This is a genomic window from Pseudomonas flexibilis (assembly GCF_000806415.1).
GTDB lineage: Bacteria > Pseudomonadota > Gammaproteobacteria > Pseudomonadales > Pseudomonadaceae > Serpens > Serpens flexibilis.
On the sequence record NZ_JTAK01000009.1, the window covers coordinates 21,951 to 36,286 of the forward strand.

The 14,336-nt window shown below is 65.8% G+C and carries 14 protein-coding genes and 1 tRNA gene; 5 read left to right on the forward strand and 10 right to left on the reverse strand.

The features are described 5' to 3' along the window. Positions 1 to 186: 186 nt before the first annotated feature. On the reverse strand, positions 187 to 1,188 hold the full coding sequence (locus PT85_RS16595) for a helix-turn-helix transcriptional regulator (protein WP_039607276.1): 1,002 nt from the start codon (positions 1,186 to 1,188) through the stop codon (positions 187 to 189). 469 nt (positions 1,189 to 1,657) lie between these two features. Continuing rightward, positions 1,658 to 1,864 (reverse strand): hypothetical protein, encoded by a 207-nt coding sequence (locus tag PT85_RS16600; RefSeq protein WP_039607277.1) that lies wholly within the window; start codon positions 1,862 to 1,864, stop codon positions 1,658 to 1,660. Between the two features lie 150 nt (positions 1,865 to 2,014). Between PT85_RS16600 and PT85_RS16605 the strand changes: the two genes are divergently transcribed. After that, entirely contained in the window at positions 2,015 to 3,205 is a 1,191-nt protein-coding gene (locus PT85_RS16605; RefSeq protein ID WP_027590619.1) for a patatin-like phospholipase family protein, read from the forward strand. Between the two features lie 118 nt (positions 3,206 to 3,323). Then, positions 3,324 to 5,228, forward strand: a complete 1,905-nt coding sequence (locus PT85_RS16610) for an autotransporter domain-containing SGNH/GDSL hydrolase family protein (protein ID WP_039607278.1) — start codon at positions 3,324 to 3,326, stop codon at positions 5,226 to 5,228. Here the strand turns inward: PT85_RS16610 and PT85_RS16615 are convergent. The 5 genes from PT85_RS16615 to rpsU form a co-directional block, all read right to left on the reverse strand. Then, positions 5,225 to 5,416, reverse strand: coding sequence for a hypothetical protein (locus PT85_RS16615; RefSeq protein WP_039607279.1), 192 nt, complete (start codon positions 5,414 to 5,416; stop codon positions 5,225 to 5,227). The two genes, PT85_RS16610 and PT85_RS16615, sit on opposite strands and share 4 nt — an antisense overlap. Before the next feature lie 106 nt (positions 5,417 to 5,522). Then, positions 5,523 to 5,599, reverse strand: a tRNA-Ile gene (locus PT85_RS16620). A gap of 94 nt (positions 5,600 to 5,693) precedes the next feature. After that, positions 5,694 to 7,547: an RNA polymerase sigma factor RpoD gene (rpoD, locus tag PT85_RS16625; RefSeq protein ID WP_027590622.1), complete on the reverse strand. Its 1,854-nt coding sequence runs from the start codon at positions 7,545 to 7,547 to the stop codon at positions 5,694 to 5,696. Positions 7,548 to 7,613: 66 nt separating this feature from the next. After that, complete coding sequence (gene dnaG / locus PT85_RS16630) at positions 7,614 to 9,473, reverse strand: DNA primase (RefSeq protein WP_039607280.1); 1,860 nt, start codon at positions 9,471 to 9,473, stop codon at positions 7,614 to 7,616. 126 nt (positions 9,474 to 9,599) lie between these two features. Continuing rightward, complete coding sequence (gene rpsU, locus PT85_RS16635; RefSeq protein WP_003085057.1) at positions 9,600 to 9,815, reverse strand: 30S ribosomal protein S21; 216 nt, start codon at positions 9,813 to 9,815, stop codon at positions 9,600 to 9,602. Between the two features lie 204 nt (positions 9,816 to 10,019). On the opposite strand from rpsU, the gene tsaD reads away from it, so the two are divergent. Further along, positions 10,020 to 11,045, forward strand: coding sequence for a tRNA (adenosine(37)-N6)-threonylcarbamoyltransferase complex transferase subunit TsaD (gene tsaD, locus PT85_RS16640; protein WP_039607281.1), 1,026 nt, complete (start codon positions 10,020 to 10,022; stop codon positions 11,043 to 11,045). 5 nt (positions 11,046 to 11,050) lie between these two features. Here tsaD and plsY read toward each other — a convergent pair whose 3' ends face one another. Further along, positions 11,051 to 11,620: a glycerol-3-phosphate 1-O-acyltransferase PlsY gene (gene plsY / locus PT85_RS16645; RefSeq protein WP_027590625.1), complete on the reverse strand. Its 570-nt coding sequence runs from the start codon at positions 11,618 to 11,620 to the stop codon at positions 11,051 to 11,053. Between the two features lie 75 nt (positions 11,621 to 11,695). Between plsY and folB the strand changes: the two genes are divergently transcribed. Both folB and folK read left to right on the forward strand, forming a co-directional pair. Further along, complete coding sequence (gene folB / locus PT85_RS16650; RefSeq protein WP_027590626.1) at positions 11,696 to 12,049, forward strand: dihydroneopterin aldolase; 354 nt, start codon at positions 11,696 to 11,698, stop codon at positions 12,047 to 12,049. Then, complete coding sequence (gene folK, locus PT85_RS16655) at positions 12,040 to 12,579, forward strand: 2-amino-4-hydroxy-6-hydroxymethyldihydropteridine diphosphokinase (RefSeq protein WP_027590627.1); 540 nt, start codon at positions 12,040 to 12,042, stop codon at positions 12,577 to 12,579. Before folB ends, folK begins: the two co-directional genes overlap by 10 nt. 68 nt (positions 12,580 to 12,647) lie before the next feature. On the opposite strand, the gene PT85_RS16660 is transcribed toward folK, so the two are convergent. Both PT85_RS16660 and PT85_RS16665 read right to left on the reverse strand, forming a co-directional pair. Further along, a complete protein-coding gene (locus PT85_RS16660; RefSeq protein WP_039607282.1) occupies positions 12,648 to 13,784 on the reverse strand; it encodes a multifunctional CCA addition/repair protein in 1,137 nt (378 codons plus the stop codon). 48 nt (positions 13,785 to 13,832) lie between these two features. Then, positions 13,833 to 14,330 carry a DUF4136 domain-containing protein gene (locus tag PT85_RS16665; RefSeq protein WP_039607283.1) on the reverse strand — a complete coding sequence of 166 codons (498 nt, stop codon included), beginning with the start codon at positions 14,328 to 14,330 and terminating at the stop codon, positions 13,833 to 13,835. Positions 14,331 to 14,336 lie beyond the last annotated feature (6 nt).

The window sequence follows — 14,336 nt, forward strand, 5'->3', positions numbered from 1 at the left end:
TTTTTCTTGGCGATTACGATCTGGTAGCTCGCAGCGAGAATGTTTTTAAGAATGGAGGTTTCCCCTCTTACCGAGTCTATTACGATTAATCAGCTGTCGCGGCAGTCTGTGTCGCCGTCGTGTGGATGGAAGCGAAATCCTTCTCCCGACACCTCAATTTGGCGCTGGGGCAGTCCCAGTGCGTTGTTATTCGTCGAGTTCCAGCAGTTGTATGGCTCGTTTCCGGATGTTGGTCTTCCAGCTCGTCGGCTCCCTCACCTGCACGTTCTCCCCCAACCCAAACACCCACCACAACGTCTCCTGATCCATCGGCACCCAGGCATGCAGTCGCTGCCAATCGGTATCGGGCAGCGGTTCAAGCCGTTGCCGCGTGCTGATGGGCGTCTCCTTCAACAGCCACGCAATCTGCGGCGAAACATCCGCCACCAGTTCCACTTCGCCTTCTGATCGGCCTCCGCCGAAGGCGCCTCCGGCGATGTAGTCGTCGATGTCGAAATCCGGATGTTCATGCGCCTGCTCTTCCAGTAGTTCGGCGCACTGGATGCGGTGCAGGGCGAACTGTCGCAGGTCGTCGTAGTCGTTGGCGGTGCCGATCAGGTAGGTAATGGAGTGACGCGAGACGATGCCGGCCGGGTGCAGGCGCAGGGTCTTGATCTCAGCCTTGCTGCGGCTCAGGTACTCCACCTGTAGCTGGCGGCGCTCCATCAGGGCGGTGGAGACCCGCTGCCAGACGTTGGGATCGACCTCCGCCGGTAGCAGTGTCTTGCCGTTGGGCAGTGCGCGCACGCGGCGTGCCCAGTGGGCGAGGCCGTTCTGTTGCAGGCCGTCCAGGTGTCTGCGGGCATTGGCGAAATGGGGGCGCAGTTGCTGCAGCACGCTGTGCGGCAGCAGCGTTTCCAGATGCCGCTCGGCCAGATTCAAAGCCAATGCGGTGGGAGTATCGAGGTTGGCCAGATTGAGCGGCGCCTGGGCCGTCAGGCTCCAGCGGTAGGGCAGCCGGCTTTCATCGCAGGTGAGTTGCTGGCCGAGGGCAAGCTGGTTGAGGTCGCGCTGCACGGTGCGTAGATCGACCTCGAAGCCCTCCCTGTCGAGTCGTTTATGCAGCTCGGCGGCAGTGATCTCGCCGGGATAGCGGGGCAGCAACGCCAGCAGGGCCAGGCGCCTGGAAAGGGTATCGGTGGCGGACATGGTACTCCTTGTCTCCGTTTTGCCGTCGCTGGCGCCGCTAACACACTGTTAGGGAGCTTATCGTCGGCAATGTCTCATTGCCACTATGATTTACCTGCTCAGCAAGCGTATCAGCCGTTGCAGTACCGTTACTGTCTTGTCGCCATATTCACATTCGATGTCCTCATGGCCACACCGGGGGCAGCGGTCGAAGCAGTCGATGCCTATTGCCAGTGCATCGCTGCGTGGGTGAGTGGTTTGCTTCCAGCCGCAAGCCGGGCAGCGAAAGGTCATCGGAGGGGGGGGGATGGGCATGTTGATACCTCCGTGAAGGCCGACTCAAACGTCGCCGTTGCGCTCCTGCTTCTCGCGCTTGAGCGCGCTGTATTCCTGATAGTGCTCGTAACCCTTCTTGGCGACGACGAGCAGGCCGATGGTGGCGAGGATGTTTTTCAGCATTTCTGTTCCCTCCGATGGGGTGGTAGGCAATTCAGACGTGGGTGGTCCATTTCTTCCGCAGGCGCGTCAGCCAGGCGGCCCACGGCGAGGCTTCGCGAACGACTAGGTCGCGATTGCCACACTCCGAGCAGCAGGTGAAGAAATCGTCTGAGGCGATCACATCGCTGTTTGGGGCTGTGGTCTTGCGCCAGCCGCAGATCGTGCAGTCGAAGGCCAGCGGGGTGGGTTTGATCGGCATCCAGGATTCCTTGATTGGCCAGTGAGTGCAGGCTAACTGGTCGGCGCGTCAGTTTGTGTCGCACCTGGCTCGACCATGGCGTAATGCCATAACTCTTGTGTTCGTGCATAGAATCCGCCTCCGGAACATTCAGTCACAGGTCGGATTCAGATGGAACGCGAAGGAAGCTACGACACCGGCGTCACCGGCCTGGTGCTGTCCGGTGGCGGCGCGCGCGCGGCATATCAGGCCGGCGTGCTGAGGGCAATTGCCGAGCTGCTGCCCGATGCCACGCACAATCCCTTTCCGGTCATCGTCGGTACCTCGGCCGGGGCGATCAACGCCGTGGGGCTGGCCTGTGGCGCGCTGCAGTTTGGCGAGGCGGTAGAGCGCATCCGCACGGTCTGGCACAACCTGCATTGCGATCAGGTGTTTCGTAGCGACTGGCCTGGTCTGTTCCTGCAGGCCGGGCGTTTCGTGCGACGTGGCCTTCTCGGGATGCGCCGCGACAAGCCCCTGTCGCTGCTCGACAGCTCCCCGCTGCGCGGCATGATCGAGCGGGAGATGGATTTCAATGGCATAGCCGCGGCGATCCGCCAGCGCAGCCTGCGGGCGGTGGCGGTCACCGCGTTCAGCTACGATTCCGGCCATGCGGTGACCTTCTACCAGGGGTGGGGCGCGATCGATCCCTGGTTCCGCCATCGGCGGGTCGGTGTGCCGACGCGCCTCGGCGCGGATCATCTGCTGGCCAGTGCGGCGATTCCCCTGGTATTCCCTCCGGTGCGTCTCAACCACGAGTACTACGGCGACGGTGCGGTGCGCCAGGTGGCGCCGATCAGCCCGGCGCTGCACCTGGGCGCCACGCGCATCCTGGTGGTGGGGGTAAGCAGCAACCCGGAGCGGGACGACGCCGCGGCCCCGGCCAGCAACCAGCCGCCGAGCCTGGCGCGCATCGGTGGCCACCTGCTCAACAGCACCTTCGTCGACAACCTGGAGTCGGACATCGAGCTGCTGGAGCGCCTCAACCATATCGGGCAGATCCTGCCGCCAGGGCGCGAGAGGCGGCAGCTGGGCTTGCGCAACGTGGATGTGCTGGTGATCAACCCCAGCCAGCCCCTGGAGCCCATCGCCGCGCGGCACCGCAAGGCCCTGCCACGCTCGCTGCGCACCTTCCTGCGCGGGCCGGGCGCGACCCAGGCGGGTGGCGCCGGCGTGCTCAGTTACCTGCTGTTCGAGCCGGGCTACTGCAACGAACTCATGGAGCTTGGCTACCGGGATGCGATGGCGCGGCGGGATGCGCTACGCGCCTTTCTGGGAGTGCAGCAGGCGCAGCCTGTTGCGGAGCTGGGCGTGCCGGGCTGACGGGGACGCACCGGTGGGTCGGATGAATTGTGCGGGGCGAACAAGGGTCTAGTCTGGGTGAGTGCGTTACGAACAACGCTCTGGAAGTTGTTCCGACAACCCTGACAGGAGTCGCTTCATGCCCTTCCGACACCCTCTGGGCCTCAGCCTGCTGCTGGTCCTGCCCACGCTTTCCCTGGCCTCCCCCTATTCCCAGCTGGTGATCTTCGGCGATTCGCTGAGCGACAGCGGACAGTTCCCGGACCTGCTTGGTCCGTTGGATGGCGTCGAGCCCATCGGCGGGCTGCGCATGACCAACCGCACCGGTCCCACCTATCGCGACAATCGAGACGAGGCATTCGCCGCCGTCGCGCCGCAGTATCTGGCGCAACGTCTGGGCCTGGCGGCATTGCCGTCCACTCCGGCGCTGCAGAACAACGACAACCCCGACGGCACCAACTATGCCGTGGCCGGCTATCGTACCGACAACATCCTCGATTCGATCATCGAGCCCGATGGCTCGGTGGTGGAGCGCGCCGGTGTCACCTTGCGCGAGCGTGACGGCTACCTGGTCGATAAGCCGAGGGTCGACCCCAACACCCTGTTCCTGATCAACGGCGGTGGCAACGACCTGTTCCAGGGTCGCGTGGTGGATGCCGCCAGCGCTGCGGTCGCGTCTGCCGACCTGGTGACCGGGGTCGCGGCGCTACGCCAGGCCGGAGCGCGCTACATCATTGTCTCGGATCTGCCGGACGTGGGCCTGACGCCTGCCGGCGCCGCGTCCGGCGATCGTGCCCAGTGGAGCAGTCTTTCCGCTGCCTTCAACCAGTCGCTACGCGACCAGCTGGCTGCCCAGGGAGCTTCGGTCATTCTCCTCAACGTACGTGGGCTGGTGGCGGAGGTGGTCGCCGATCCGGCGCGCTTCGGCTTCGATCCCGCCGTGGTACAGACGGATGTCTGCTTCAACGGCAATCAGTGCCAGATGGATCCCACCTGGGGTATCACCAGTCCGACCGCTGATCCCGATCGGCTGATGTTCTACGACGGCGTGCACCCCACCACCGCCGTGCATGCCATCAATGCCGACTACATCCATTCGATCCTCTCCGCACCGTGGGAAATCAGCCTGCTGCCCGAGATTGCGCTGGGCGGTCTGATGTCCCATCAGCAGCAGCTGCGTCACGAGTGGCAGTCTGCGCGTGGCGATTGGCAGCGTCGGGGTGACTGGCACACCTTTGTCGCGGCCACCGGCCACAGCCGCGATTTCGAGTCGGGCGCCGCGGTGAGCGAGGCGGACAACGACGGCCTGGGCATCACCCTCGGCAGCAGCTACCGGCTGGCCGACGCCTGGCGTTGGGGCTTCTCGCTGGGCCTGCAGGATCAGCGCCTGGAAACGCCGAGCGACTCCAGCTACAAGCTGGATGCCTACCTGCTGAGCACCTTCCTGCAGTACCAGCGCAGCCGGCTGTGGGCCGATGTCGGCCTGACCTACGGCAAGCTCGACTACCGCGACCTGGAGCGGCGCTTCGCGCTGGGCATCAGCGAGCGGGTGGAAAAGAGCGAGACGGACGGTGCGGTAGGCGGCGCCACGCTGCGTCTGGGTTATGCCCTGGGGCGCCGTGGGGCCTGGTCGTTCAGCCCGTTCATCAGCGCCGAGTATGCGCGGGTGGAGATGGATGCCTGGCGGGAACGCGGCGACAGCTCCAGCGCCTTGCGCTACGACGACCAGACCCGGGACAGCAAGCGCGCCGGTGTCGGGGTGGAGGCGCGCATTGGCATTGGCAGCCGTTCCGAGCTGTTCGGTGAGGTGGCCTGGGAGCGGGAGTTCGAGGACGAAGCGCGGGTGGTCGACATGGGGCTGGTGTCGGTGCCCGGCTTCGACTACGGCCTGCAGGGCTACACCCCGCATCGCGACCACACCCTGGCGACCCTTGGCGTGGCCACCGAGATTGGTCAGGCCTTCCAGGTGCGTCTGGCCTATCAGCTGCGCGACGCCGAAGAGCGCCAGCATGGCGCCAACCTGTCGCTGACCTGGGGCTTCTAGCTGGCCATATCCCAGCGACTGCGGTCCCGCAGCTGCCGCGAGGCGACGTAGCGGGGCCGGCCGCTGGTGTCCTCCAGTTCGGTGAGGCCGGCCAGCTGGCTGACGATGCGATAGCGGCGGCCGGCGGCCTTGTCGGTGAGAGGGTAAAGCTGGGCGATGTGCTGGGCCAGTTCGGTAAGCGTGCTCATAACTGCGTGCGCTGCCAGGAATGTTGGCAGCGTATGTACAGGACGCAGGTTACAGCTTGAGGTCAGGGCGTGGGGGTGATGCGCGACTGTGAACTGGCTTTGAAGATGGTGGGCCCGCTGGGACTCGAACCCAGGACCAAAGGATTATGAGTCCTCTGCTCTAACCGACTGAGCTACAGGCCCTCAGCAGGAGGGGCGGAGTATAACGGTCGCCTCGCCCGGGGCCAACTGCTTGAGCCACAAACGAAAACCCCCGGCAGGGCCGGGGGTTTGTCGATCACTCGTCGAGGAACGAGCGCAGGTGTTCGCTGCGGGTCGGATGGCGCAGCTTGCGCAGCGCCTTGGCCTCGATCTGGCGAATCCGCTCGCGGGTGACATCGAACTGTTTGCCGACTTCCTCGAGGGTGTGGTCGGTGTTCATGTCGATGCCGAAACGCATGCGCAGCACCTTGGCTTCGCGGGCGGTAAGGCCGGAGAGCACGTCGCGGGTCGCTTCCTTGAGGCTTTCCACCGTGGCCACCTCGATGGGCGACTGCATGGTGGCGTCCTCGATGAAGTCGCCCAGGTGCGAGTCTTCGTCGTCACCGATCGGGGTTTCCATGGAGATCGGTTCCTTGGCGATCTTCAGCACCTTGCGGATCTTGTCCTCGGGCATCTCCATGCGCTCGCCCAGCTCTTCCGGCGTGGGCTCGCGACCCATTTCCTGCAGCATCTGCCGGGAAATGCGGTTGAGCTTGTTGATCGTCTCGATCATGTGCACCGGGATACGGATGGTGCGGGCCTGGTCGGCGATCGAGCGGGTGATCGCCTGGCGAATCCACCAGGTGGCGTAGGTCGAGAACTTGTAGCCGCGACGGTATTCGAACTTGTCCACCGCCTTCATCAGGCCGATATTGCCTTCCTGGATCAGATCGAGGAACTGCAGGCCGCGGTTGGTGTACTTCTTGGCGATGGAGATCACCAGGCGCAGGTTCGCCTCGACCATTTCCTTCTTGGCGCGACGGGCCTTGGCCTCGCCGATGGACATGCGGCGGTTGACGTCCTTGATCTCGGCGATGGTCAGATCGACCTCGTTCTGCAGATCGATCAGCACTTGCTGGTTGCGCTTGATGTCGTCCTGCAGGTTGCCAATGGCTTCGGCGTACTTGGCCTTGCCCTTGGCGATCTGGGTGCTCCAGTCGAGGTCGACTTCGTTGCCCGGGAACAGCTTGAGGAAATCAGTACGCGGCATGCGTGCATCGCGCACGCACAGCTGCATGATCGCGCGTTCCTGCTGACGCACGCGCTCCAGTGCGCTGCGCACCTTCTCGACCAGGGCGTCGAACTGCTTGGGAACCAGCTTGATCGGCATGAACAGCTCGGCCAGGGCGAGCAGTTCTGCAACGCTGGTCGGATGGCTGCGGCCATGCTTGGCCAGAGCCTTCTTGGCGACGGCCAGCTGCTCGGCAACGGCATTGAAGCGGCGGGCGGCTTCTTCCGGATCCGGACCGCCATCGGTCTCGGTTTCGTCGTCGCTGCTCTCGCTGCTTTCTTCTTCCTCGTCCTCGTCGTCCTTGGCGGCGGGGGTTCCGCTCTTGACGATGACCGGCTCGACTTCCTCGGCCGGCAGGGTGCCGTCATCCGGGTCGATGTAGCCGCTGAGAACATCGGACAGGCGGCCGCCTTCGCTGACTACGCGCTGATACTCGGCGAGGATGCCGTCGACGGCGCCGGGGAAGTGGGCAATGGCGCTCATCACTTCGCGAAGGCCTTCCTCGATACGCTTGGCGATCTCGATCTCGCCTTCGCGGGTCAGCAGCTCCACGGTACCCATCTCACGCATGTACATGCGCACAGGGTCGGTGGTGCGGCCGATGTCGCTTTCCACAGCCGCCAGCGCGGCCGCCGCTTCCTCAGCGGCAGCTTCGTCGGTATCGGCTTCGGCCAACAGGAGGGCGTCCGCGTCGGGGGCCGTTTCGAAGACGTTGATCCCCATGTCGTTGATCATGCGGATGATGTCTTCCACCTGTTCCGGATCGGAAATATCCTCCGGCAGGTGGTCGTTGACCTCGGCATAGGTTAGATAACCCTGCTCGCGGCCGCGGGCGATCAACTCTTTCAGGCGAGATTGCTGTTGCGCTTTTACGGACATGGCACCCTATCCACTGACGGTCTGGCGGGCTGAAAACAAGCCGGGGATTATAGCCGAAAACCGCGCTTACAAGCCAGATGTGCTTGCGGGGGCGGCTTCGTTGTCGCGGCTCAACAGCCTGCGCAACTGGTCTTTTTCATCTGCGCTCAGGTCGGTTAGACGTGCTTTCTGCAGCAGATGTTCAAGGCGGCGTTCGCGCTGGCGGGTTACGAGCCTAGTTATAGTGTCGAAAAACTGTTGTTCAAGGTTGTCCGGCGCAATGAGCCACTCCTTCTCGGCCAGTGCGCGCAGCAGGCGACCCTGTTCGGTGCCATGCCAGCGGGCGATCAGATGCAGGGCCCGCAAGCGCGGATTCTTCTGCAGGGCTTCGAGCAGCGCCACCAGTAACTGGGCATAGGTATCGTCCTCGGCGGCGAAGCTGCCGGCGTTCTCTACCTTCTGAGCCAATTCCGGGTGATGCAGCAGAGTGCGCAATGCGCTCAGGTTCGGGGGTTCGACGCCGCTCGCGGCACGCGAGGCACGTGGCGACGAACGGCGCTGCCCCATGGACGGTCGTTCGCTGCGCGGCTGCCCGTAGGGCGGCGGGGAATCCATCGGCGCAGCTTGCGGGGGTGCCGGAGGGGCGGGCTGCAGCTGCTGCAGGGCCTCGCCGCCGAGCCCGGTCAGGTCGGATAGGCGCTGGCGCATCAGGGTGCGCAGGTTGGCGCCGGGAATCTTTTCGATGAGCGGTGCAGCCAGGGTCGCCAGGTGTGCCTTGCCCTCCAGCGAGCGCGGGTCGGCCTCCTCGCTGAGCTGCTCGAAGAAATAGTCGGCCAGCGAGCGCGCCTGCTGATGGATGCGCGCCTGGAAAGCCTCGGTGCCTTCGCGGCGTACCAGGCTGTCCGGGTCTTCGCCTTCAGGCAGGAACAGGAAGCGCGCGCGCCGTCCGTCCTGCAGGTTGGGCAGGGTGGCTTCCAGTGCGCGCCAGGCCGCCTTGCGGCCGGCGCTGTCACCGTCGAAACAGAACAGCACGCTGGGGACCAGGCGGAACAGGCGCTTGAGATGCTCCTCGCTGGTGGCGGTGCCCAGGGTGGCCACGGCGTTACGCAGGCCGAGCTGGGCCAGGGCGATGACGTCCATGTAGCCCTCGACCACCATGATCTCGTCGAGGTTGCGGTTGTGCTGGCGCGCCTCGAACAGGCCGTAGAGCTCCTGGCCCTTGTGGAACACCGGGGTTTCCGGCGAGTTGAGATACTTGGGCTTGTCATCGCCCAGCACGCGGCCGCCGAAGGCGATCACCCGGCCGCGGCTGTCGCGGATCGGGAACATGATGCGGTCGCGGAAGCGATCGTAGCGCCGGCCGGTTTCGGTGTTTTCGATCAGCAGGCCGGCGTCGATCATCGCCTTCTGCTGCAGTGGGTCTTCGCCCAGGTGCTTGAGCAGGCCGTCCCAGCCAGGTGGGGCGAAGCCGAGCGCGAAGTCGCGGGCGATGATCCCGGACACGCCGCGACCCTTGAGGTAGTCCACCGCCGCCTTGCGTGCCGGATGGCTCTTGAGTGCCTGGCGGTAATAGTCACTGGCGGCGGCGAGCAGCGGGTAGAGCGGCGAGTCGACCGGCTGCCGGGAACGATTCCCGGGGCCGCGCTCCTCGCGGGGCACGTCCATGCCGATGCGCTTGGCCAGATCCTCGACTGCCTGGGGAAAATCCAGGTGGTCGTGGTCCATCACGAAGCCCAGGGCATTGCCGCCGGCGCCGCAGCCGAAGCAGTAGTAGAACTGCTTGTCGGGGCTGACCGTGAAGGAGGGGGTCTTTTCCTTGTGGAACGGGCAGCAGGCGCTGTAGTTCTTGCCGGTCTTCTTCAGTTGGACGCGCGAACCCACCACGTCGACGATATCGGTGCGGTTGAGCAGATCATCGATGAAGGACTGTGGGATCAGGCCGGCCATGGGGCGTCAGGATACGCTCGTGCAGACGGAAACGGAAAAGCCTCGTCCGCAGGACGAGGCTTGCGTGGCATCCAGAAATGCCAACGCCCGGCGGGGCCGGGCGTTGTGGTCAGCCAGCGCTGTAACTCAGTACAGGCGCTCGCGACGGCGCTGTTCGCGCTGAACCTTCTTGGCGTGACGCTTCACGGCTGCGGCAGCCTTGCGCTTACGCTCGGCGGTCGGCTTTTCGTAGAATTCGCGGCTGCGGACTTCGGCCAGAACACCAGCCTTTTCGCAGGAGCGCTTGAAGCGACGCAGGGCTACGTCGAAGGGTTCGTTCTCTTTAACTTTGACGGCGGGCATCCAGGTCGTACCTTTCAATTACCAGGTGTGGTGAACGCTCTCCTGCAAGCGGCACTGGAGGACGTCGGTTTTCAAGGGTTGCGGATGTTACCCCTTCGCCCTGCGGAATGCAAAGGGCCTTCATCGAAAAGCGCTGGTCGGGGCTGGGGGTGGGGATTATCATGCGCGCCTCCATTATTTGCCAGGCTGGAAGCGGTGTACCCCATGCGCGTGCTGGGACTGGAAACCTCCTGCGACGAAACCGGCGTCGCCCTCTATGACAGCGAGCAGGGCCTGCTGGCCGATGCGCTGTTCAGTCAGATCGACCTGCACCGCGTCTACGGCGGCGTGGTGCCCGAGCTGGCATCGCGCGACCACGTCAAGCGCATGCTGCCGCTGATCCGTCAGGTGCTCGACGAGGCCGGCTGTGCGGCGGAATCCATCGACGCCATCGCCTACACCGCGGGTCCGGGCCTGGTCGGCGCCCTGTTGGTGGGTGCCTCCTGCGCCCAGGCGCTGGCCTTCGCCTGGGGCATCCCGGCGGTCGGCGTACACCACATGGAAGGCCACCTGCTGGCGCCGATGCTGGAAGAGCAGCCGCCGCAGTTCCCGTTCGTCGCCTTGCTGGTCTCCGGCGGTCACACCCAGCTGGTGCGCGTCGATGGCATCGGCCGATACGAGCTGCTCGGCGAGTCCCTGGACGACGCCGCCGGCGAGGCCTTTGACAAGACCGCCAAGCTCATGGGGCTGCCCTACCCGGGCGGCCCGGAGATCGCCCGGCTGGCCGAGCGCGGCACCCCGGGACGCTTCGTGTTCCCCCGGCCGATGACCGATCGGCCGGGCCTGGAATTCAGCTTCAGCGGCCTGAAGACCTTCACCCTGAACACCTGGCAGCGCTGCCTGGCCGAGGGTGGCGATATCGAGCAGAGTCGCTGTGATGTGGCGTTGGCCTTCCAGACCGCCGTGGTCGAGACCCTGACCATCAAGTGCAAGCGCGCCCTCAAGCAGACTGGCCTGAAGAGCCTGGTGATCGCCGGCGGCGTCAGCGCCAACCAGGCGCTGCGTCGCTCGCTGGAAAAGATGCTCGGCGACATGAAGGGGCAGGTGTTCTATGCCCGCCCGCGCTTCTGCACCGACAACGGCGCCATGATCGCCTACGCCGGCTGTCAGCGGCTGCTGGCCGGCCAGCAGGACGGGCCGGGCATCGACGTGCGGGCGCGCTGGCCAATGGACACCCTGCCGGCGATCTAACCTGATCAGAAATGCCGTTCGCGGCCGGCCAGCAGATCGCGCAGGTTGGCGCGGTGGCGCCAGACGATCAGGAGCGTCAGCACACACGCAGGCAAGAGTGCCGCCGGCAGTTGCCAGGCCAGCAGCGGCAGGGTCAAGGGCGTGGCGATCAATGCCGCCAGCGAGCTGATGCGCGTCAGTATGAACACCAGCAGCCAGGTGGCGATCGCCAGCAGGGCGGCGGGCAGGTACAGGCCGATGAAGAGGCCGGCTGCGGTGGCCACGCCCTTGCCGCCGCGGAAGCGGAAGAACACCGGGAACAGGTGCCCAAGCACGGCGGCCACGCCGACCCAGGCCTGCTGCTGGATACTGAGCCCGGCGAGTTGGGCAAGCACCACCGGCAGCCAGCCCTTGAGCAGGTCGCCGAGCAGGGTGAGGATGGCCAGGCGCCGACCGGCGACCCGCAACATGTTGCTGGCCCCGGGATTTCCGGAACCCTGTGCACGCGGGTCCGGGCCGCCGCTCAGCTGGCTGAGCAGGATGGCGAAGGACAGCGAGCCCAACAGGTAGGCCAGGATTGCCAGCAACCAGAACATGAGAGCCGATCCGGGGCGAGGGAGTCCCGATTCTAGCGGGGTCGCACGCCCCTTGTCGTGCCGCGGAGAGCGCAGTTGGACAATGTGTTTATCGAGGGTCTGGAAGTGGACACCGTCATCGGCGTCTACGACTGGGAACGGGAGATCCGCCAGTGCTTGCGTCTGGACCTGGTCTGCGCCTGGGACAATCGCCGCCCCGCTGCGGGCGACGATCTGAATCTGGCGCTGGATTACGCCGCGCTGGCCGAGCGCATCCAGGCCTTCGCCGCCCAGGCGCGCTACCAACTGGTGGAAACGTTCGCCGAGCAGTTGGCTGCCGTGCTGATGGCCGATTTCCAGATCCCCTGGCTGCGCCTGAAGATCACCAAGCCGGGCGCCGTGCCGGCAGCTGCCGGGGTGGGTGTGGAGATCGAACGCGGATGTCGCTGAACCAGGTGCTGCTCGGCCTGGGCAGTAACACGGACCGGGAAATCCATCTGCGCGCCGGTCTGGAGGCGCTGGATGAGGTGCTCGACGACCTGCGCTGCTCGCCGGTGTTCGAGAGCCTGCCGGTGGGCATCCGCAGCGGGCCGTTCCTGAACATGGTGGTCAGCGGCACCAGCCGCCTGCCATTGACGGAGCTGGACCGCCGGCTGAAGTTCATCGAAGCCGACAACGGCCGCTATGCCCCGGAGCGCAAGGGCCTGACCCTGGATATCGACGTGCTGTTGTTCGACGACTGCATCGGCGACTTCCATGGCCTGATCCTGCCGCGCGCCGAAATCCTGCGTAACGCCTTCGTGCTCTGGCCGCTGGCGCTCCTGGCGCCCGAACGCCGCCACCCGGTGGCCGGCCAGACCTTCGCCGAGCTGTGGGCGCAGGCGCGCATCGACCAACAGCTGTGGCCGGTGCCCTTCCAGTGGCGTGGCCGCGAGCTGACGCCGGCGGCGCTGGTCGAACGGTATCCGCGTCCAGCCTGATCAGCTCGGTAGGGGGGCAGCGCTTTTCCTGGCCGCCGAGCGGTGGCCAAGGCAGAGCCTTGACCACCCTACACGTGCCCGGTTTTCCGGTAGCCTTGCAGCGCCTCCAGGCGCTGACGCGCCAGGGCCTGCCCCAGGGCGGCGCCCTGGTAGCCCTGTTCCAGTAGCGGCTGGATGGCCTGGCCCCGCACGCAGTCGGCGGCGCCGCGCAGGTAGGCGGACTGCCTAAACTCATGCTCCTGTCCGGCACCGCGCGCCGCCATTTCGCAGGCGGCCAGGAACTGTTCGAAGCGTTGCGGACGGCGGTACACGTCGAAGCCCTGCAGCAAGGCCAGCAACGCCTCGGCGGACAGTTCCAGCGCGTCCTGCCATGCACCGCGATGCTGACGGGCCAGCAAGGCCAGCTCGGCGCATTCACGCGGTGCCTTGCAGCGGCTGTTGATGGCGGCAATCTGTTCCGCGCCGGTATCCAGCAGCAGGCAGGCCCAGCGCACCGCCAGCGGCTGCTCGCGCTCGGCGCAGGCGCGCAGCGTTTTCAATAGCGCTTCAGCCCGGTCGCTACCGAAGAGCGCATCCACTTCCGGCAATAGCTCAGCCAGCGCACCGCAGTCGTGCAGCACCTGCACGAAGACGTCCGGACGCGACTCCATCAGCGCCCGGGATATTTCTTTCCAGCTGCGTTCCGGGGTCAGGTCGCGCAGCTCGCCGGATTCGCTGAGCTGGCGCATCAGCGCCAGGGTTTCCGGGGCCACCGTGAAGCCGAGCGGCGCGTAACGGGCGGCAAAGCGCGCCACCCGCAGCACTCGCAAGGGATCCTCGGCGAAGGCCGGCGCCACATGGCGCAGCACTCGCGCCTGCAGATCGCCCAGTCCGCCATAGGGGTCGATGACCTGGCCGTGTTCGTCCTCGGCCATGGCGTTGATGGTCAGGTCGCGGCGCAGCAGGTCCTGTTCGAGGGTGACCTCGGGGCTGGCGTGGAAGGTGAAGCCACCGTAGCCGCGCCCGCTCTTGCGCTCGGTGCGCGCCAGCGCATACTCCTCACCGGTCTGCGGGTGCAGGAACACCGGAAAGTCCGCGCCCACCGGGCGGTAGCCCAGCGCGGCCATTTCCTCGGCGCTGGCGCCGACCACCACCCAGTCGATTTCACTGACCGGCCGGCCCAGCAGGCGGTCGCGCACCGCGCCGCCGACTTTGTAGATTTGCATCGCTCACCTCCGTGGCCGCGCAGGATAACAGGCGCGGCCGGCAGAGGTTCAGCGCGCTACCGGCAGCTTTTGCACCAGGGCGTCCACGGCCCGGTCGATCTGTTGCTGGCGCTGGCGCTCCGGACTCAGCTCGGTGCGTGCGGCGCCCTCCCAGAGCAGCTGTTCGTTGCGATCGGTCACACGCAGGTGCAACAGGCCGCGCACGTCCTCGAAGCGATGGATCGCCTGATACGGGCCGAGCGGGCTGGGTGGTGGCACATCGACCGGGTAGGTCAGCGGCTGGCTGGCGCTGGTCAATCGATACTGGATGAGCAGCGGCGCATCGCTGCCGCCCTGTCGATAGCCATGGCGGGCGAGGCTGCGCTGCAGCGACTCGGCGAGCAGGGTGGCTTCGGCGCCGGGCATGTCGGCATAGGGTGCGATGAGCTGGTACTCGCGCCGGGCACCGAAGTCGCTGGCGTCGTGGAGGATTTGTACCTGGGCGGGATCGGGCGTGCTGCAGGCGTACAGGCCGATGCCGAGCAGGAGGACGGCGGTATGGCGCATGGGAGC